The sequence below is a fragment of the Pseudomonas sp. GW823-FHT02E01 genome, from assembly GCF_058797535.1.
The window spans coordinates 372,069-392,007 of sequence record NZ_JBXAJS010000003.1; the positions used below are offsets into that span (position 1 = coordinate 372,069).

Here is a 19,939-nt window from a genome sequence, read left to right on the forward strand (position 1 = left end):
CCACTCGAACAAGAACAGGGCTTGCCGCGATCCATGTCGGAAAAAGACACCATCTCCATTCAACTGGTGCGTGAAGCGCTGTTGCAAAGCTGCGCGCCAGGAATCGCCACGGACGAGGTGTTGATCAAGGTCGGCATCGACCCGCAACTGTTGGGCAGTACCGACGTCCGCGTTCCGGCCACGGCTTATGCGCGCCTGTGGCGGTTGCTGGCACGGCGCGGGGATGATGAGTTCTTTGGCATGGACCCACGCAAACTCAAATCCGGCAGCTTTGCGTTCCTGTGTCGCAGCGCCATGCTCCAGCCCAACGTGGCGGCGGGAGTGGCCAGCGGCCTGGCGTTTCTGTCGTTGATCCTCGAATACTTGCCGGCGCAGTTGGTACGTCAGCAAAGTCTGGCGGAAATCGTCCTGCTGGAGGACGACAAGGACCCGCGCCGGGCCTTCACTTATTTCACTTACTGGATGATCGTGCACGGCGTTGCCTGCTGGCTGGCAGGACGGCGGATTCCGATCCTTGCCATCGAGCTGCGCTGTTCCAAACCGGATTTCTGCGATGACTATCAGGTGATGTTTTCCGAGAACCTGCGCTTCGACCGCCCACGCACCCGGATGATTTTCTCCGCCGATTGCCTGGACCTGCCCATCAAGCGCAGCCCTGAAGAACTCGAGCGATTCCTGGCCCGTGCGCCGGCGAACATTCTGGTGAAGTACCGCGATCCGCAGAGCCTGGCCAGCCGCATCAAACACGACCTGCGCCACCTGCCGGCCGAACACTGGCCGGAAACCGAAGCCCTGGCGCAACGCCTGTGCATGTCGGCTTCAACCTTGCGCCGCCGACTGGCCGAAGAAGGGCAAACCTATCAAGGCCTCAAGGACAGCGTGCGCAAGGAGTTGGCGATTGTCTGGCTGGCGGAACCCACGATCAGCTTCAGCGAAATCGCCACGCGGCTCGGGTTCGCTGACGTCAGTTCGTTCTACAAGGCGTTTCGCAAATGGTCGGGGTCAAATCCGGGGCATTACCGCAGCCTGATTCTCAATGACACCGAGTGAATTCAGCGGCGCAACAGCCAATTCATCCAAGGCGTTTAACGGCTGCCAGTGGTCGGTCCAGGCAGATTGAGCGTGCCACTGTCCACGAACCGCTTCGTGTTGAACACCCCACCCGAGAGCTTGCCGCGAAGGACATAAGGCATGTTGTTGAGGGTTTCCATCTGGCTGATGCCATAGGTCTGGCGGATCACCGAAAACGCCGAAACGCTGACCGGTACGCTGACGATGGTGTCGGAAAAGCGCCCGATCGTACCCCTCTCATCGGTGACGCCAGAGGCGAAGGGCTGGCCGTTGATGTCCAGGTCCAAGGCAACGCCGCTGTAGGTGAGGGTGTAGTCATTGGGGTTCTGCACGCGGATTCTCACGGCAAAGCGCACTTCCATGCCTTCGCCTTGCAGGGGTTCGACACCCACGACGTTGATTTTCAACGGGTCTCGATTGGGCAGCGAGGAACAGGCGCTCAGGCAGAGCAGGAGGGAAATCAGGACCGCGTGGAGGCTGCGCATGGACGTGTTCTCATCTGAAAAAGGCTGAACCGCCAGCGGCTCAGCCCTTGAGCCCACCTAGTGGTTCGACTGTGCAACCACCGTAGCCTTTGCGGGTTCATCCCTGGCGGTCACATCGGGGTTCTGCATCACCTGAAGCACGGAGGCTTCCGGATCGAATTCGTCCTCCTCCAGCTCGATGAACTCCTCGGGCAGGAAGATATTAAGAACGATAGCGCACAGCGCGCCGACGGTGATGGGCGATTCGAAAATGTTGTGCAGGGCCTTGGGCAGTTCACGCAAGACTTCCGGCACGGCGGCCACGCCCAGGCCCATGCCGATGGAAATCGCCACGATCAGCATGTTGCGTCGATGCAGGCCGGCCTCGGCGAGAATCTTGATCCCGGCCACGGCGACGGTGCCGAACATCACCAGTTCCGCGCCACCGAGCACCGGTTTCGGCATCAGTTGCAGTACCGCGCCGATCATCGGGAACAGGCCAAGCACCACCAGCAATCCGGCAATGAAAAACGCCACGTAGCGGCTGGCCACGCCGGTGAGCTGGATCACTCCGTTGTTCTGGGCGAAGGTCACCATCGGCATGCTGTTGAACACCGCGGCCATGGCCGAGTTGAGGCCATCGGCGAGCAGGCCGGACTTGATCCGGCGAATGTACACCGGGCCTTTGACCGGTTGCCGGGAGATCATCGAGTTGGCCGTGAGGTCACCGGCGGCCTCCAGCGGTGACACGAGGAAAATCACCGCCACCGGAATGAACGCCACCCAATCGAAGGAGAACCCGTATTTGAACGGCACCGGTACGCTCATCAGCGGCACTTCGGGCAGGCTGTTGAAATCCACCTGGCCCATGAGCCATGCCACCCCGTAGCCCAGGGTCAGGCCGATGACAATCGCCCCCAGGCGCAGAAACGGCACATCCACCCGGTTCAACACTACGATGGTTCCCAGCACCAGCGCCGCCAGGGCCAGGTGACTGGCCGCTCCCAGGTCCGGGGCGCCGAAGCCGCCGGCGATGTCGGTCATCGCCACCTTGATCAGCGACAAGCCCATCAGCGTGATGATCGTGCCGGTCACCACCGGGGTGATCAGCATGCGCAATTTGCCGATGAACTGGCTCAACACCACCTCGATGAACGCGGCAAAAAAGCACACGCCGAAAATGGTCGAGAGAATCTCATCGGTACCGCCACCACGAGCCTTGACCATGAAGCCGGCGCTGAGAATCACGCTGATGAACGAGAAACTGGTGCCTTGCAGGCACAACAGGCCAGAGCCCACCGGGCCGAAGCGCCGCGCCTGCACGAAAGTGCCCAGGCCGGAAACGAACAGCGCCATGCTGATCAAGTAAGGAATTTCACTTTGCAGGCCCAGGGCGCTGCCCATGATCAGCGTCGGGGTGATGATGCCGACGAAACTTGCCAGCACGTGTTGCAGGGCGGCGAAGACGGTGGCGGTCAGATGCGGGCGGTCATCGAGGCCGTAGATCAGGTCGCTGTGGCGTGGAGCGGGGGCTTTTTCGGAGGCGGTCATGGTGGTTTGCGTGCCAGAAGGCGGGCCGGGTCAGAAAATGGAGGCGCAGGATGCCAGAACCGCCCGGCCACGGCAAAAGAACCTCCAGAACAGCGACTTACAGTCGTGGGGCGAGCACTTCGCCAACGCTGCGGCGTTTGGCGTGCAGTTCGCTGGCCTGGATCAACTGTTCAAGGTCTTCGGGGGTCACGTCATAGAACGCTTCCATGTCGGCCAACGCCAGTTTCAGGTCTTCGGCGGTGATGGCCTGACGGTCGACCGGCGGGTGATCGGCAGGAATCCTGGCCGCGGGCTCGCTGGCGCTCTTGGGGTAACGAACGCGGGTCAGGTTGTTGTAGGCCAGGGCGCACAGCAGCATCGTCGCGGCGCTGAGCATCACCGGCCCAATGGCTTTCCAGTCCATGGCAATGGTTGCCGGATCGGCCAGCACCAAGGTCAGGGCCAACGCACCGGCCGGTGGATGCAGGCACCGCAGCCAGCACATCAGGATCAACGCCATGCCCGCCGCCAGGCAAGCGCTACCCAGGGTTCGGCCCAACACATGGGCCACCAGCAGGGCAATCACACCGGCGCTCAAGTAACCACCGAGAATCGACCAGGGCTGGGCGAGCGCGCCCGAAGACACGGCAAACAACAGCACCGCCGACGCCCCCAGCGGGCCGATCAGGTGCTGGGCTACCTCAATGCCGAACACCTGGCTACAGAGCCACACGCTCATCAGTGTCCCCAGGGCCATGCCGATGGCGGCGCGGCTCCATTCGGTGGGGCGGGTGTTGATGGCGGCGGGCAACCAGCGAGCAAGCATTTCGAGAAGACTCCGGCAGAAAATCCAGGCAAAAAAAAGGGCTTGGCTGGGGAACCCAGAAAGCCCTTGAAGTTGTTCCAACTGTTGGGGGAGGAACGCGCACAGTGTGCCGTCCAATACTGCTACTGACAAATTCATATTAATGAGCTTTCAGTGCATTAATTTTGCTGTAATTTGCTCCGTCGACCGCTTGTGTAGCACAGCAAACCACCCAGGGCCGCGAGTGCACTCAAGGCATAAAACATCGTCGGCGCCGGGGTGTGCATCAACATGAAGCCGCAAATCACCGGGCTCAACGCACCGCCAAGGGCAGCAAGGTTTTGCGCGCCGTAGTAGCTGCCCCGCAGTTCTTCCGGCGCCAGGGTGTCGACGAAGAGAAACTCGGCCGGGTAAATGATGATTTCACCGAGGGTGAAGATGAACATCGCCACGCACCAGCTCACCAGGCTGTCCGCCAGGCTGAAACCGATCAGCCCGAGGATGAACAGGCCGGTGCCGGCCATGATCCATTGGCGCAGTTGCTCGCGCTTGAGAAAACGCCCGATCTGGTATTGCAGCAAGATCACACTGATGGCGTTGCAGGCGAGCAGGGCGGCCATGATTTCCATGGTGTGTTGGGGATTGCTGGTCACCAGCAGGTACTGCGACAGGTAAAAGGTAAATCGCCCGTGCACCACGGTGCTGAGCAGGCAACCGGCGGTGAACAGGATCAGGGTGCGGTCGTTTTTCAGGGTGATCAGGGTTTTGAGGAAACTCTGCCCTTGGCCGCCGACAGTCGAGCGCGCCGGGTCCTTCGCGATCCCGGTCATCAGGAAAATACTGAAAAAAGCGATGGCCGCAGCGATCAGGAAGGGGGCACTGGCAAAGGCCCCGGCAATCAGCACACCGAGCATCGGCCCGACAGCGTAGCCAATGTTGGTCAGTGTATAGCTCAGGGAAAACGCCTTGGCGCGTTGACCCACCGGGAGGTTGTCGCTGAGGATCGCTTTCGAACCGATGAGGAACAGCGATGAAGCGGTTTCGGTGACGATCAGGGTGATGGTCGTCAGGTAGAGGTTTTCAGCAAAGGTCAGCAGCACCAGGCCGACAGCGCTGGACGCCATCGAGAGAATCAGCAACCGGCGCCTTTCGAAGCGGTCGATGATGTAGCCGCCATACAGGGAGAGCAGGGTGGCGACGAACACCGCAATGCCGAGCAGCAAGCCAACGTCCTGCTGGTTGAGCCCCAGCTTGTCGCTGACGAACAGCGTGAGCAAAGGGCTGGTGATGGCGCGGCTGACGACGATGGTCAGCGAGCAGATCAACAGGCGGCGGATGAGGGGGGAGTAGCTGGTCACGGCGCGAATATCCTTATTCAATCGGGCCGGCATCAGCCCGATCGTGAGCGCTACTCTAACAGTCAGACACGCGGTCGTTGCTACGGGATTTGCTTGAGGTGCCGCAGCACAAAATCATTCTTGTCGAACCGCCCGCCCAGCACTGGCGGCAATGCACCGACGGCCGTGCAGACCCAGCGCGGGAGACTGTTGGCGGATGTGAGGGAACGTGGTGTTCAGGCGACCACTGACTCGGCAAACCATTGCTGGTACGGAATCGGCAATTTGCTCGACTCACCCCGACCGATCGGGAAGTAGGTGAAACCGATGCGTGCCAGACGGTCTGTGTCGTAAAGGTTGCGGCCGTCGAAGATCAGCGGTGCGTTGAGCCGCTGCCGGATCAGTTGAAAGTCCGGCGCCTTGAACTGTTGCCATTCGGTGCAGATGATCAGTGCATCGGCACCGGACAAGACCGACTCGGGTGTACCCATGAGCATCAGCTTCGATTCATCGGGATACAGCTTCTGGGTTTCCTGCATGGCTTCCGGATCGAACGCACGGACATTCGCTCCGGCGGCCCACAAGGATTCGAGCAATACCCGGCTCGGCGCATCGCGCATGTCGTCGGTGTTTGGCTTGAATGCCAGGCCCCACACAGCAAAGGTCCTGCCACGCAAGTCGCCCTTGTAGAACGCGTTGATGCGCTCGAACAGCTTGTATTTCTGCCGCTCGTTGATGGCTTCCACCGCTTGCAGCAGGTCACTGGAGCAATGGGCCTGTTCAGCGCTGTGGATCAGGGCGCGCATGTCCTTGGGGAAACATGAGCCACCGTAGCCGCAACCGGGGTAGATGAAGTGGTAGCCGATGCGGGAGTCGGCGCCGATGCCCAGGCGTATCGATTCGATGTCGGCACCCAGGTGTTCGGCCAGTTCTGCGATCTGGTTGATGAAGCTGATCTTGGTCGCCAGCATGCAGTTGGCGGCGTACTTGGTCAGCTCGGCGCTGCGCAGGTCCATGAACATGATGCGCTCATGGTTGCGGTTGAAGGGCGAGTACAGATCACGCATCACCTCACGCACTTCTTCGCGTTCACAGCCGATGACGATACGGTCCGGGCGTCGGCAGTCGGCCACGGCCGAACCTTCTTTCAAGAATTCCGGATTGGAGACGATATCGAACTGCAATACGCGCCCGACGCTGATCAGGCATTTGTCGATGTGTGCACGCAAGGCATCGCCGGTGCCGACCGGGACGGTGGATTTCTCCACCAGGATCGCCGGTTGCTCGCGATGACGTGCCACGGCGTCGCCCACCGACATCACGTAGCGCAAGTCCGCCGAGCCGTCCTCCCGGGACGGGGTGCCAACCGCGATGAACAGCACCTGCCCGTGCTGGACGGCGAATTTTTCGTCGCTGGTGAACTGCAACCGCCTGGCGTCAAGACCTTCGCGTACCAGGCTGGCCAGCCCGGGTTCGAATATGCTCACGTGGCCCTGTTGGAGCAGTTCGACTTTATTCTCGTCAACGTCCATGCAGACCACGTCGTGGCCGACTTCCGCCAATACCGCTGCCTGCACCAGGCCGACATATCCGCTACCGAATACACTGATTTTCATGGGTCACTCCTTGATTCAGGCGCACGAGCAGGTCGGGATATTGATGGTTATGACGCCGAGGAAGAGCAATGGCACGCCAAGGCTTTTCCAGACAGGTCAGCAGACAGGCGACCAGTAGCAATACCAGGCTCATGGTGCCGCCTGAGGAATAATCAAAACCGAGTCAGGATAGGCAAGGTCATATTTCAATTTGTCTATCGTGTTGAAAAAAGCCACATCCGGCCGTTTCAACCGTCAGGACAATGCCGACGCTGCCCAGTACTGCAACGGGCGCAAGGCTTGAAGAACCGCGGCATGCTCTACGACTGCGATTTCCTCGTCGCCGATACCGTGCCGGGAAAAAGGGAGAAATGCCTGACTCTTGGGCAGCCCTGGGGCTGTAAACGTAAATAGCCTTTACATCATTGTTTTTTTACTTATTAGTTGTTTCACTTAACTGTTTTAATTCAAGGCCGTTTCGTTTGATTGACTTACCTGTATCTGATTCACGCACACCCCTCACCAATCCACTGACCCTGTATCTGGCGCGACTGGCGCCGTCCAGCCAACTGACCATGCGTTATGTGCTGCAGGATGCCGCCGACCGCCTGGGCTTCGAAGACCACGATATCGAGGAAATTCCCTGGCACAATCTGCAGCCAGAGGACGTCATTGCGTTGGTGGCCACCTTGCGTTCGGACGGCTATGCGCCGAACACGTCTTCGCTCTATGTCAACGCGGTGCGCGGGGTGATGAACGAAGCGTGGCGCATGAGCCTGATCTCTCAGGAGCATCTGTTGAAGATGCGTACGGTGAAGGGCATGGCCGGTACACGGCTGTCCCAGGGGCGCAATCTCAGGCGTACGCTGATCCAGGAACTGATGGCGGTCTGCGCTGCCGATCCGCGGCCGCAAGGCCTGCGGGATGCCGCGATCATCGGGATTTTGTACGGTTCCGGGATGCGCAAATCCGAATCGGTGAACCTGGAGCTGAACCAGGTCGACTTCACCGAGCGCAGCCTGCGGGTGACGGCCAAGGGCAACAAGCAGTTGATCAAGTACGCACCGGCCTGGGCCTTCGCCAAGCTTGAAGCCTGGCTCGAGCTGCGCCGTTCGATGCTCAAGGACGGCGAGTCGGACGACCCGTTCCTGTTCAACCGCATCCGCCGTGGCAGCCACATCACCCGGGAGCGCATCACCAAACACGCGATTTACTACATCGCCCGACAACGGGGCGCGCAGGTCGGGGTGAAAATCATGCCCCACGACTTCCGGCGTTCATTCATCACCCGGGTGATCGAAGAGCATGACCTGTCGATTGCGCAGAAGCTGGCGCACCACAGCAATATCCAGACCACGGCCAACTACGATGTGCGCGATGACAACGAGCGGCGTCGGGCGGTGGATCGATTCGATCTGTGAACGATCACACCTCGCTCAGTACATGGGCATGGCCGATGGTCGAGACTTGAACCGAGCTGCCGGCGGGTGGTGCATACATGCCTGAACTGCGCACCAGCAGTGATCGGCCCGACTGCGCGTTGCGGGTCAATGGCTGCAGTTCCACCGTCAGCGTGCAGGTGTTGCCGCTGAAATCCCGATCGGTGACCACGGCCCGGCAACCGCTGGCTTCCGGGTCGCTGGGGAGGATGCTGGCCAGTTGCAGTTGTTCGGGGCGCAGCATGATCTGCGCCGAACTGTTGTTGCGGTGGTTGTTGACGGGGATCCGGCCCAGGTCGCAATGGGCCCAACCGGCCTCGATGCGTGCGGGCATCACCACGGCATCCCCCAGGAACAGCGCGGTTTGCTCGTCTTCGGGATAGCGGTAAAGGTCCAGCGGATGCCCTGACTGGACCAGTCGGCCATGACGCATCACCGCCAACTGGTCGGCGAACGACAGGGCTTCACTCTGGTCATGGGTGACCAGAATGGTGGTGACGCCCGCGTCCTCCAGCAGCCGTGCAACCATCTTGCGCATGGCGGCGCGCAATCCGGTGTCGAGCGCCGAGAACGGCTCATCCAGCAGCATCAGTCGTGGCTGTTGCGCCAAGGCCCGGGCCAGGGCCACGCGCTGTTGCTGGCCACCGGACAATTCATGGGGCCAGCGCTCGGCCATCTTCGCGTCCAGCGCAACGCTGTCCATCAGTTCGGCAACGCGCTGCTGTTTTTCAGTGCCCTTGGTCGCCAGGCCGAAGCCGATGTTCGCTGCCACGGTCATGTGCGGGAACAGTGCGCCGTCCTGTGGCACGTAGCCGATCAGGCGTTGATGGGCCGGCACTTCGTGGGTGCCGTCGACCAGGGTCTGGCCATTGAGCGACAGGCGTCCGGAATCGGGGAACTCGAAACCGGCAATCATCCGCAGCAACGTGGTCTTGCCCGAGCCGGAGGGGCCTACGATAACCGTGCGACTGCCGCTGGGCACCGAGAGGCTGACGTTGTCCAGGGCGCAATGGGCGCCATAGGACTTGTAGAGGGCATTCAATTCAAGAGTGTTCATCGGCCAGCCGTTTTTTTCGATTGGTGATAAAGAAGTCCGGTCAATGGAAGCGACAGCACAACCATCAATAAGGCGTAGGGCGCGGCGGCTGCGTAATCGATTTCGCTGGTCAAGGCCCAGAACCCGGTCGCCAGGGTGCGCGTGCCGTTCGGGGCCAGCAGCAGTGTGGCGGTCAATTCGTTGGTGATCGCCAGGAACACCAGCGCCGCGCCGGCGGCCGCCCCCGGGGCAGCCAGGCGCAAGGTGATCAGCCACAGTGCCCGGGCTGGCGAGCGGCCAAGGCTGCGGGCAATGTTTTCCAGTTCCACCGGGGCCTGGGCAATGCCCGCGCGCAGGCTCACCAGGGCACGTGGCAAGAACATCAACAGGTACGCCAGCAGCACGGTGAAGGTGGTCTGGTATATCGGCCGGGCAAAGTGGATCGTGACGGTCACCAGTGCCAGCGCCACGATAATGCCGGGCAAGGAACTGGTGATGTAGTTGCAGCTTTCCAGCACCCGCTGCAGTCGACCGGGGTAGCGGATCGACAGCCAGGCAATCGGGATCGCCGCGCAGGTGGTCAGCGCCGCGCCCCCGATGCCCAGCAGCAGGGTTTGCTCAAGTGCGGGCAACAATTCGGCCATGTCCCAGACTTCCACGCCTCCGGCGATGAGCCACTTGCCCAGGGTGATCAAGGGCACGCCAAGGGCCAGGGCGCAGGTCGCGATCTGCAGCGTCAGCGAGAGCAGGGTGGATACCGGTTTCAGGCGTACAACCCGTTGCTCCCGGGCGCTTCCCGAACCGACGCGGGCGTAACGCGCCGAACCCCGGGCGGCGGATTCGGCCGTCAACATCGCCAGGCAACACAGCGCCAGCACACTGGCCAGCATGTGCGCCGCTGCGCCGTTGAAGGTCGATTTGAACTGATCGAAGATCGCGGTGGTAAAGGTGTCGAAGCGGATCATGGCGTACAGGCCATATTCGGCCAGCAGGTGCAGGCCGACCAGCAAGGCGCCGCCGCAGATCGCCAGGCGCAATTGCGGCAACACAACGCGGAAAAACACTTTCCAGGGTTTGAGCCCCATGGACTCGGCGACGTCTTCGATGGCCGGATCGAGCCGGCGCAAAGTGGCCGCTACCGGCAAATACAGGAACGGGAAGTAGGCGATGACCGAGACCAGGACACCGGCAAACAAGCCGTGAATCGGTGGCACCAGGCTGACCCAGGCGTAGCTGTGAACAAACGCAGGCACTGCCAGCGGCGCGGTGGCCAGCAACGACCACCAGCGCCGCCCCGGCAGATTCGTGCGTTCCGTGAGCCACGCCAGCGTCACCCCCAGCGCGACGCACAAGGGAATCGTCAGCAGCACCAGCAGCACGGTGTTGGCCAGCAGTTCACCGACCCGAGGGCGGAACACCAGGGCCACAACGGTTGACCAGCCGGTTTGCAGGGACACACCAATAACGTAGGCGATCGGTAGCAGTGCCAGTAATGAAACCAGCACCGACAAACCGATCACCCATACACCGCCACGTCCCGCAAAGACTCCGCGGGAACGTCGACGTAAATGTGCGGGTGTCGCCTCAGCGACCTCCGCAGGCAGGGTTTCTGGCATCAATTAGAGCAGTCCGGCCTGTGTCATCAGCTCCACGGCTTTTTTACTGTCGAGTTTTGACGCATCGACAGTCGGCGCATCGAGTTGATTCAGAGGCACCAGTTTAGGGTTGGATTCAGCGCCTTTGCCCACGGCGTATTCAAACGACTTGCCGTTCTTCAGGACGGCCTGGCCATCCTTGCCGGTAATGTACTTGAGGAACGCCTGGGCTTGGTCCTGGTGTTTACTGGAAGCGAGGACGCCGCCGCCGGAGATGCTAACAAAAGCGCCCGGGTCTTTGTGCCTGAAATAGTGCAGGGCGGTGTTCTTGCTGTTTTCGCCGGTCTTGGACTGATCCACCAGGCTGTAATAGTGGTAAATCACGCCGCTGTCGATCTGCCCGGCATTCACGGCCTTGAGTACCGAGCTGTTGCCACGGTAGTTGGCATAGTTGGTTTTCATCGCCTTGAGCCAATCCAGCGTGGCGGCTTCACCCTTTTGTTGGAGGATGGCAGCGACGATGGCCTGGAAGTCAGCACCACCGGGCGATGCACCCCAGCGACCCTTCCAGCTCGGTGAAGCCAGGTCCATGATCGATTTCGGCAGGTCGGCTTCTGGCAGTTTGCTCGGGTTGTAGACGAACACCGTGGAGCGCGCGGCGATGCCTACCCATTTGCCGTGGGCCGGACGGTAGGCGGAGTCAATCTGCTCCAGCGTGGCCTTATCGACAGGCGCAAACAGCCCGGCATTGTCGACCAGGACCATGGCCGGGGAGTTCTCGGTCAGGAATACGTCCGCTGGCGAAGCCGCGCCTTCCTGCACGATCTGGTTGCCCATTTCGGTGTCATCGCCGTTGCGCAAGGTGACGGGAATACCGGTCTCCTGGGTAAAACCCTCGACCCAGGCCTTGGTCAGGCCTGCGTGTTGCGCGTTGTACACCACGATGCCGACGGAGTCGGCTGCATAGGCCTGGCCAGCGCTCAGCAAAGCGGTGGCCAGCAGGGCCTTTTTCAAGAACGAAGGGATTTTTGGAATCATTCTGTGGGCTGCTCCTGGTACATTTTTTTGAAAGTCATGGGCATTGAAACGCCAGTTAACCAATGCGAATCATTTGCATGTTTTTGAAGTGCGGGAAATGTAGAGATCCAAATGAGAAAATAACGTCAAAAAAACCGTTAATACATGTAATTTTCATTCAGATTAGCAGCACTGTGCCCCCTGTGTTTCGACTCGTCGATCAAACGATGCCGCCGATCAGAATATGACGCTGCCCCGGCTGCCTTTTTGTCGTGTGCCTCGGCGTATTTGACGTTGCCAGTTGCTGCGGGCCGCCTGTCGCGGGGAATGACAGCAGGAAACAGGAAGGACGGATTAACGGCGAACTTGTCGCCGTTAATCCTGGGGATGAATACATTCAGGGCGCAGGGCAGGTTGCCTGTGGTCTGACGGCAGCCTGGCTGATCAGCGCGGCCAGGCGTTTGACGTTGTTTTGCTGGGCAAGCACCAGGTCATCGATGCTCGCACCCGAGGGCGTTTGCAGGGTGCTGCGGCAAATCAACCGTGCCGTGTCGCCGGTGCTGGCGCTGCGCAGGCGCCATTCCACGTCCATCAAGGCGTACTGGCCGGGCACCGAGTCGAAACGCTGCACATCGACCCGCACCGAGTGTCGGCCTTGTACAGGACTGTTGCTCAGTTGATCGACCAACGCACTGCGCAGTTCGTCCACCAGGGTCGCGCCCCACCATTGGGTTTCCAGGATCGCCAGGCCACTGTTGCCCTCGCGAATGACGATCTGCGCACGATCGACCTGGGGCGGCACGCTGATCGACTCGATCTGGATCACGCCGACGGTGGTCCTTGAGTGATTGCCCTCCTGGGCCGGGGTCAGGGTATGGAATTGAATCGGGTCACTGCGGCAGGCGGCGAGCAGCAACATCGCGGTGACCAGGGTGAACTTCAGCGGTAAAGCCATGGGTGTTGCTCCTGTGTTCAATTGCGCGGTGGCCCTTGCAGATCCATGGGGGCGGCATTATTTGGACGACCGCGAAGCAGCGATTCCGGATGCCGTCCCAGGTAATCCGAAAGATCACGCAAGGATCTGGACGTGCGTCCCAGTTCATCCAGGGTTAGCCCCAGTTTTTCCCGTTGCGGCGAATCCTCGGCCAAGGTCGAACTGGCCGACTGCAGGGTCGAATTGGCCGTTTCCAGCGTCTTGCTGACATCCGACAAAGTGGTTTGCACGCCAGGCAAGATCTTTCCGTTGAATTGCATCATGCCTTTGCGCAGTTCGACGAGATTGCCATCGAGATTGCCGGCAATACGCTCGATCGGCAGTTTGTTGATCTTGTCGACCATGGATTCGAGTTTTTCCTGCAATTGCTCGAGGCTGCCGGGAATGGTCGGAATCATGACCGGGCGTGCGTTTACATCGAAGGCGACCTTGTCGGTCTTGGGGTAGAAGTCCAGGGCAATGTACAACTGGCCGGTCAGGAAGTTGCCGGTGCGGGCCTGGGCACGCAGGCCGTTTTCGATAAAGGTACCGATCAAGCGTACGCCAGCGGCTTCGTTATCAGGGTCATGATTGAGCGCCTTGAGCATTTTGACATGGGCCTGTCCCAGGCGCTGCGGGTAGATCACGATACCGACGTTGACCGGGAAGGAGCGCTTTTTCTCGTCGTAATCCAGATTGACCGCCACTACCTTGCCGATTTCCACACCGAGGAACTCCACCGGGGCATCGACCTTGAGCCCGCGCAGTGCCTGGTCGAAACGCATGGCCAGGTACTGCGGCTTGCCGTTTGGCGGGGCCAGGGCGGTTTGTTGGTCGTCGAACAATTCGTAGGCGTACTCTGCGGCAGCCGGCTTGTCGTTGGGGCTGTAGTCGGGCGCGCGGAAGGCTATGCCGCCCACCAGCAAGGAAGACAGCGACTCGGTCTTGACCGCAAAGCCATTGGCGCCGACGTTCACGTCAATGCCGCTTGCGTTCCAGAAACGGGTGTTTTCGGTGACGTACTTGTCATTGGGTGCATGGATGAACAGTTCAATGTTCACGCCCTTGCCATCCGGGTCCAGCGCGTAGGCCACCACCTGACCCACGGGGATCTTGCGGTAGTAGACCGGAGAGCCGATGTCCAGCGATCCCAGGTCCTGGGTGAACAGCGTAAAACGCTTGCCCGGTTCGCCGTAGGTGATGGGTGGCGGATTCTCCAGTCCGATGAAGTTTTTTGCCCGGCCGTTGGCCTGGCCGATATCGGCCCCGATGTAATCGCCCGACAGCAGCGTATCGATCCCTGATACACCGCCCGCGCCAATGCGCGGCCGCACAACCCAGAACTGCGAATCTTCGCGGGTAAAGCTTTCGGCCTGCTTTTCCAGTTTGATGGTGGCGTTGACGCTTTTCTGGTCACTGCTGAGCTCCACATCGGAGACATGACCAATCACGACATTGCGGTATTTGACCTCGGTCTTGTTCGCGGTCAGGCCGTTACCGGTCTTGAACGTGACAACGATGGTCGGGCCCTGCTGCAAAATGCTGTGGACCACCAGCGAAATACCCACCAGCACCGCGACGATCGGGACGATCCAGACCAGCGAAACGCTGAAACGGCGGGTCTTGATCGGCGCCTGCCCGGGGACTTGTGGCCCGTCAGTGGCTTGTGACTTCATCAGTGACCTCCTCATTGTGTGGGTTTTTCCGTTCTTTATCCCAGATCATGCGGGGATCGAAACTCATTGCCGAAAGCATGGTGAACACCACTACCAGACCAAAAAACAGAATGCCCGGGCGCGGTTCGATGTCGGCCAGGGCCTGGAATTTCACCAGCGAGGCCACCAGGGCGACCACGATCACATCGAGCATCGACCAGTAACCGATGACTTCGACGAAGCGGTACAGCGTCGACCGCTCCTTGCGTGCCCACTCGCTGTCGCGTTGCACGGTGACCAGCAGCAATGTGATGGCGACGAACTTGATTCCCGGCACCGCGATACTGGCAATGAATATGATCAGGGCGATATCCCAGGCCCCGGCTTCCCAGAACTCCAGCACGCCGCTCATGATCGTGCTGTCGGCGCCGTTGCCGACCATCTCGGTGTTCATCACCGGCAACAGGTTGGCCGGGATGTAGAACACCAGGGCCGCGATCATGTAGGCCCAGGTGCGGGCCAGAGAATTGGCTTTGCGCCGGTGCAGCGGTGCACCGCAACGCTCGCATTCGTGGGGCTCGCAAGTCATGTCGCAGGCCAGGCCGCAGGTGTGGCACAGGCACAGGTTGAGCTCGTCGGCGTAAGGAGGCGTGCTCATACAATGTCCCATAGTTCGCGAATGTCGCGCCCGGCGATGCGGATCATCATCAGGCTCAGCGCCGCCAGGGCAAACAACCCTATGCCGGGCAGCACATCGAGCAGTCCGGCGAGCTTGATCACCGCGACCATGGCGCCCAGCAGGCAGACTTCGAGCATGCTCCAGGGCCTGAGGGTTTCCAGCCAGCGCATGCAGAATTTGAATCCGGGCGAGCGTCGCCCGCCGAGTGCAAAGCCCAGCACCCAGATCAGCAGCAGCAACTGGAAAATCGGCGCGATGATCATGGCGATTGCCGCCACCATGGCGATGAAGGTGATAGGCCCCAGGCTCAGGGCCAGCACCGAGTCCCAGAGCGTTGCGCTGTTCTTCACGCCTTTGAGGTTGATGCTCATTACCGGATAGAAATTGGCGAATATCCAGAGCATCAACGCGGTGAAGGTCAACGCAAGACGCTGCTCCACAGTGAGGCCGTTATAGCGCTGAAGCACGCCGCCGCAGCGTGTACACAGGGTTTTTTGATGTTTGGCGAGCGTTACTTTTTGGTACACGCTGTCGCAGTGCTCGCAGATGATCAGCTGATCAGTAGTTGCCATGGGTCAAGCTCGACAGAAGGCAGGAAGTTCAGAGCACTCCCTCAATATAGAAGTGACTCGCAATTGAGCAAATCGAAAGTCGAAACAAGGGGATGGTAGAAGAGGGAATACGTAAAACACTGTGGGAGCGAGCTTGCTCGCTCCCACAGTGGTTAGCAGGCGCCCGGCAGGACTACGTCAGCCCAGCATTTCCCGCATCCGATACCAGAACATGCCAAGGGCCAGCAAGGGGGAACGCAGTGCGCGTCCGCCGGGGAAGGTCATGTGCGGCACGGCGCTGAACACGTCGAAGCCTTTGCTGTGGCCGGCATGGATCGCTTCGCCCAACAACTTCGCGCACCAGTGGGTCACGTTCAGGCCATGGCCTGAGTAGCCCTGGGCGTAGAACACGTTCGGGTGCTGGCTCAGGCGCCCGACCTGGGGAAAGCGGTTGGCCGAGATGCCGATCTTGCCGCCCCACTGATAGTCGATGCGCACATCGGCCAGTTGCGGGAACACCTTGAGCATCTGCGGGCGCATGTAGGCGCTGATGTCCGAAGGATCGCGCCCGGAGTAATGGCAGGCACCACCGAACAACAAGCGCCGGTCAGCCGAGAGCCGGTAGTAATCCAGGCCGACCTTCTGGTCGCACAGCGCAACATTGTGCGGGATCAGTTTTGCAGCGGCCTCTTGCGACAAGGGTTCGGTGGCGATGATGTAGCTGCCTGCCGGGAGTACTTTGCCGCTGAGCTTCGGTTCGAGCTCTTCCAGATGGGCATTGCAAGCAAGCACCAACGTGCCTGCACTCACAGTGCCACCGGCGCAGCGCACTTGCACCGTGCTGCCATGGATCAACTCCAGCACCGGGCTCTGCTCGAAAATCCGCACCCCAAGGGACTCGGCGACTTGCGCTTCGCCAAGGACCAGGTTCAGCGGATGCAAATGCCCCGAGCCCATGTCCACCAGGCCGCCGGCGTACACACTGGAGTTCACCACCTGTTCACGGATTTGTTCTGGCGCCACCAGTCGGGTTTCAAAGGCGTAGCCGGATTCAATCAGTTGCACCTGCTCGGCCTTGAGCGCCTTGAACTGGGCCGGGGTATTGGCCAGTTCGCAGAAGCCCCAGCTCAGGTCGCAATCGATGCCGTGCTCGCGGATGCGATTGGCCACGACTTGCACCGACTCGTTCCCGGCGTGTTCCAGGTACTGCACGCCATCGGCGCCGATGTGCTTGGCGAAACCGCTGACGTCATGGCCGATACCACGAATCAACTGGCCGCCGTTGCGCCCGCTGGCGCCCCAGCCAATCCGTCGGGCCTCCAGCAGGACCACCGAGAGCCCACGCTGGGCCAGCTCGATGGCGGTGTTGATGCCGGTGAAACCCGCGCCGACCACGCAGACATCGGCCACCAGGTCCGAGGCCAGCGCGGGGCGCTGCCTCATGCCCTTGGCGGACGCCGCGTAATAGGAGTGGGTGTGTTCCTTGGTGTACTGATTCATTTGTTGGACTTCACTTTGCTCCACGAACGGGTCATCAGGCGCATGATCGACTGCGGCGGCGTGGTGGAGATGTAGAGTTTGTCGAGGACTTCCTGGGACGGATAAACCTCGGGGTTGCTGACCAGCTCAGGGGCCATGTACTGCTTGGCGGCCGGGTTCGGGTTGGCGTAGCCGACCGACTCACTGACCTTGGCAATCACTTGCGGGTCCAGCAGGTAGTTGATGAAGGCGTGGGCTTCCTTCGGGTTGCTGGCGTCGGCGGGGATGGCCAGCAGGTCGAACCACAGGTTGGCGCCTTCCTTGGGAATGGCGTAGGCGATGTTCACGCCGTTGCCGGCTTCTTTGGCGCGGTTGGCGGCCTGGAACACATCGCCGGAGTAACCGAACGCCACGCAGATGTCGCCGTTGGCCAGGTCCGACACGTACTTGGAGGAGTGGAAGTAGGTGATGTAGGGGCGGATCTGCAGCAGCTTGGCTTCGGCCTTTTTGAAGTCCTCGGGGTTTTCGCTGCGCGGGTCCATGCCCATGTAGTTGAGCATCGCCGGGAACACTTCGTCCGCCGAGTCCATCATCGACACGCCGCAGGCGCTGAGTTTCTTGATGTTCTCCGGTTCGAACAGCACGGCCCAGGAGTCGATCTTGTCGATGCCCAGCACAGCCTTGACCTTGTCGACGTTATAGCCGATGCCGTTGGTGCCCCACAGGTACGGCACCGAGTGCGCGTTGCCCGGATCGTTTTTCTCCAGCAGCGCCAGCAATTTCGGGTCGAGGTTCCTGAAATTCGGCAGTTGCTCGCGATCGAGCTTGAGGAACGCGCCGGCCTTCACCTGGCGGGCGAGGAAGTGGTTGGACGGCACCACCACGTCATACCCGGTACGACCGGCAAGCAGTTTGCCTTCAAGGGTTTCGTTGGAATCGAATACGTCGTAGATCACCTTGATCCCGGTCTTGGCCTGGAAGTCGGCGAGGGTGGTTTCGCCGATGTAGTCGGTCCAGTTGTAGACGCTGACCTGTGGCTGGGCCTGGGCAACGGCGCTGAACAGTGCTGCCAGCGCGACCGGGACCATGGATTTCAAAAGACGCATGTCGATACCTCTTGGAATTATTGGGTTATATCGATGTTTCTTTGGTGTTCTGGCGGCCCTCATCGCGAGCAAGCTCGCTCCCACAGGGGAGCGCATTTCAAATGTGGGAGCGAGCTTGCTCGCGATGAGGCCGTTACGGACAGTGAAGATCTCAGACGCTGAGCATCAGGAACTCACGCTCCCAGGAGCTGATCACCCGTTTGAAGTTCTCGTGCTCGGCGCGTTTGACCGCGACATAGCCCCGCACGAACTTGCTGCCCAGGTAGCGGCTGATGGTGTCGCATTCTTCCATTTGGGTCAGGGCGTCTTCGATGGTGATCGGCAGGCGCAGGTTGCGGCGCTCATAGGCGCGGCCCTGTACCGCAGCGCTTGGCTCGATGCGTTCGACCATGCCCAGGTAACCACACAGCAGGCTGGCGGCGATGGCCAGGTACGGGTTGGCGTCAGCGCCCGGCAGACGGTTCTCGACACGCATGGCGTCGGGGCTGGAGGTTGGCACGCGCAGGCCGACGGTGCGGTTTTCTTCGCCCCATTCGACGTTCACCGGCGCCGAGGTATCCGGCAGGAAGCGGCGGAACGAGTTGACGTTCGGCGCGAACATCGGCAGCACTTTCGGGATGTACTTCTGCAGGCCGCCAATGTGATGCAGGAACAGCTCGCTCATGTTGCCATCGACATCGGCGAAGATCGGCTGGCCGGTGGCAATGTCCACCACGCTCTGGTGAAGGTGCATGGCGCTGCCGGGCTCGTCGCCGACCGGCTTGGCCATGAAGGTTGCCGCCACGTTGTGCTTGAGCGCCGCTTCACGCATGGTGCGCTTGAACACGGTGATCTGGTCGGCCAGGTCCAGGGCGTTGCCATGACGGAAGTTGATTTCCATCTGCGCCGGGCCGTCTTCGTGGATCAGCGTGTCGAGGTCCAGACCTTGCAGTTCGCACCAGTCGTAGACGTCTTCGAACAGCGGGTCGAATTCGTTGGCCGCGTCGATGGAGAACGACTGACGACCGCTTTCGGCGCGGCCCGAACGGCCCATCGGCGCCTTGAGCGGCAGGTCCGGGTCTTCGCAGCGCTGGGTCAGGTAGAACTCCATTTCCGGCGCGACAATCGGCCGCCAGCCTTTATCGGTGTACAACTGCAGGACTTTCTTCAGCACATTGCGCGGCGACAGTTCGATCGGGTTGCCGAACTTGTCGAAGGTGTCGTGGATCACGATGGCGGTCGGCTCGATGGCCCATGGCACCACGTAGACGGCGTCGGCGTCCGGCTTGCAGACCATGTCGATATCGGCCGGGTCGAGCAGGTCGTAGTAGATGTCGTCGTCGACAAAGTCCCCGGTTACCGTTTGCAGAAGGACACTTTCCGGCAGGCGCATGCCTCGCTCATGCAGGAACTTGTTGGTCGGTGCAATTTTGCCGCGTGCAATGCCGGTCAGATCGCTGACGACGCACTCGACTTCGGTAATCTTGTGATCTTTCAGCCAAGTGAACAGCTGATCGAAAGGGACATTCATAAAGACCTCGTTATTGGTTTTATTAACGCCAGGAGAGACCGGTTTCATCCGCCGGACACTTCCCCTGTAGCGCGTTGACGACTATCTTGTGCGAGCC

Annotated in this window: 17 protein-coding genes; 2 read left to right on the top strand and 15 right to left on the bottom strand. The window is 60.6% G+C overall.

All coding sequences use genetic code 11. The features are described from left to right. Window positions 1-33 precede the first annotated feature (33 nt). Window positions 34-1,050, top strand: coding sequence for an AraC family transcriptional regulator (locus AC1RDQ_RS08940; protein WP_492587149.1), 1,017 nt, complete (start codon window positions 34-36; stop codon window positions 1,048-1,050). Between the two features lie 35 nt (window positions 1,051-1,085). On the opposite strand, the gene AC1RDQ_RS08945 is transcribed toward AC1RDQ_RS08940, so the two are convergent. The 5 genes from AC1RDQ_RS08945 to AC1RDQ_RS08965 all read right to left on the bottom strand — a co-directional run bounded on the left by AC1RDQ_RS08945 (window position 1,086) and on the right by AC1RDQ_RS08965 (window position 6,823). Continuing rightward, a complete protein-coding gene (locus AC1RDQ_RS08945; protein WP_218495971.1) occupies window positions 1,086-1,556 on the bottom strand; it encodes an LEA/WHy family protein in 471 nt (156 codons plus the stop codon). Between the two features lie 57 nt (window positions 1,557-1,613). Continuing rightward, window positions 1,614-3,086 carry a nucleobase:cation symporter-2 family protein gene (locus AC1RDQ_RS08950; RefSeq protein WP_218495969.1) on the bottom strand — a complete coding sequence of 491 codons (1,473 nt, stop codon included), beginning with the start codon at window positions 3,084-3,086 and terminating at the stop codon, window positions 1,614-1,616. A 97-nt stretch (window positions 3,087-3,183) separates the two neighbouring features. Then, window positions 3,184-3,891 (bottom strand): HPP family protein, encoded by a 708-nt coding sequence (locus AC1RDQ_RS08955; RefSeq protein ID WP_057714944.1) that lies wholly within the window; start codon window positions 3,889-3,891, stop codon window positions 3,184-3,186. A 158-nt stretch (window positions 3,892-4,049) separates the two neighbouring features. Next, window positions 4,050-5,228: an MFS transporter gene (locus AC1RDQ_RS08960; RefSeq protein WP_492586980.1), complete on the bottom strand. Its 1,179-nt coding sequence runs from the start codon at window positions 5,226-5,228 to the stop codon at window positions 4,050-4,052. A 215-nt stretch (window positions 5,229-5,443) separates the two neighbouring features. Continuing rightward, entirely contained in the window at window positions 5,444-6,823 is a 1,380-nt protein-coding gene (locus AC1RDQ_RS08965; protein ID WP_492586981.1) for a UDP-glucose dehydrogenase family protein, read from the bottom strand. 461 nt (window positions 6,824-7,284) lie between these two features. On the opposite strand from AC1RDQ_RS08965, the gene AC1RDQ_RS08970 reads away from it, so the two are divergent. Beyond that, window positions 7,285-8,223, top strand: a complete 939-nt coding sequence (locus tag AC1RDQ_RS08970) for a site-specific integrase (RefSeq protein ID WP_057714942.1) — start codon at window positions 7,285-7,287, stop codon at window positions 8,221-8,223. Window positions 8,224-8,227: 4 nt separating this feature from the next. Here AC1RDQ_RS08970 and AC1RDQ_RS08975 read toward each other — a convergent pair whose 3' ends face one another. The 10 genes from AC1RDQ_RS08975 to AC1RDQ_RS09020 form a co-directional block, all read right to left on the bottom strand. After that, on the bottom strand, window positions 8,228-9,298 hold the full coding sequence (locus tag AC1RDQ_RS08975) for an ABC transporter ATP-binding protein (protein ID WP_057714941.1): 1,071 nt from the start codon (window positions 9,296-9,298) through the stop codon (window positions 8,228-8,230). Beyond that, complete coding sequence (locus AC1RDQ_RS08980; protein ID WP_492586983.1) at window positions 9,295-10,893, bottom strand: ABC transporter permease; 1,599 nt, start codon at window positions 10,891-10,893, stop codon at window positions 9,295-9,297. The genes AC1RDQ_RS08975 and AC1RDQ_RS08980 overlap by 4 nt, the downstream gene beginning before the upstream one ends. Window positions 10,894-10,896: 3 nt before the next feature. After that, window positions 10,897-11,910 (bottom strand): iron ABC transporter substrate-binding protein, encoded by a 1,014-nt coding sequence (locus AC1RDQ_RS08985; RefSeq protein ID WP_057714939.1) that lies wholly within the window; start codon window positions 11,908-11,910, stop codon window positions 10,897-10,899. Window positions 11,911-12,286: 376 nt separating this feature from the next. After that, on the bottom strand, window positions 12,287-12,844 hold the full coding sequence (locus AC1RDQ_RS08990; protein ID WP_090455082.1) for a PqiC family protein: 558 nt from the start codon (window positions 12,842-12,844) through the stop codon (window positions 12,287-12,289). Between the two features lie 17 nt (window positions 12,845-12,861). Next, complete coding sequence (locus tag AC1RDQ_RS08995; RefSeq protein WP_429520920.1) at window positions 12,862-14,538, bottom strand: PqiB family protein; 1,677 nt, start codon at window positions 14,536-14,538, stop codon at window positions 12,862-12,864. Next, window positions 14,519-15,175 carry a paraquat-inducible protein A gene (locus tag AC1RDQ_RS09000; RefSeq protein WP_150813220.1) on the bottom strand — a complete coding sequence of 219 codons (657 nt, stop codon included), beginning with the start codon at window positions 15,173-15,175 and terminating at the stop codon, window positions 14,519-14,521. Before AC1RDQ_RS09000 ends, AC1RDQ_RS08995 begins: the two co-directional genes overlap by 20 nt. Next, entirely contained in the window at window positions 15,172-15,768 is a 597-nt protein-coding gene (locus tag AC1RDQ_RS09005; protein WP_057714935.1) for a paraquat-inducible protein A, read from the bottom strand. Before AC1RDQ_RS09005 ends, AC1RDQ_RS09000 begins: the two co-directional genes overlap by 4 nt. Window positions 15,769-15,945: 177 nt before the next feature. Further along, window positions 15,946-17,247, bottom strand: a complete 1,302-nt coding sequence (locus tag AC1RDQ_RS09010) for an NAD(P)/FAD-dependent oxidoreductase (protein ID WP_492586985.1) — start codon at window positions 17,245-17,247, stop codon at window positions 15,946-15,948. Then, window positions 17,244-18,332 carry a polyamine ABC transporter substrate-binding protein gene (locus tag AC1RDQ_RS09015; RefSeq protein WP_492586986.1) on the bottom strand — a complete coding sequence of 363 codons (1,089 nt, stop codon included), beginning with the start codon at window positions 18,330-18,332 and terminating at the stop codon, window positions 17,244-17,246. Before AC1RDQ_RS09015 ends, AC1RDQ_RS09010 begins: the two co-directional genes overlap by 4 nt. A 151-nt stretch (window positions 18,333-18,483) precedes the next feature. Further along, window positions 18,484-19,842, bottom strand: coding sequence for a glutamine synthetase family protein (locus AC1RDQ_RS09020; protein WP_492586987.1), 1,359 nt, complete (start codon window positions 19,840-19,842; stop codon window positions 18,484-18,486). Between the last annotated feature and the right edge of the window lie 97 nt (window positions 19,843-19,939).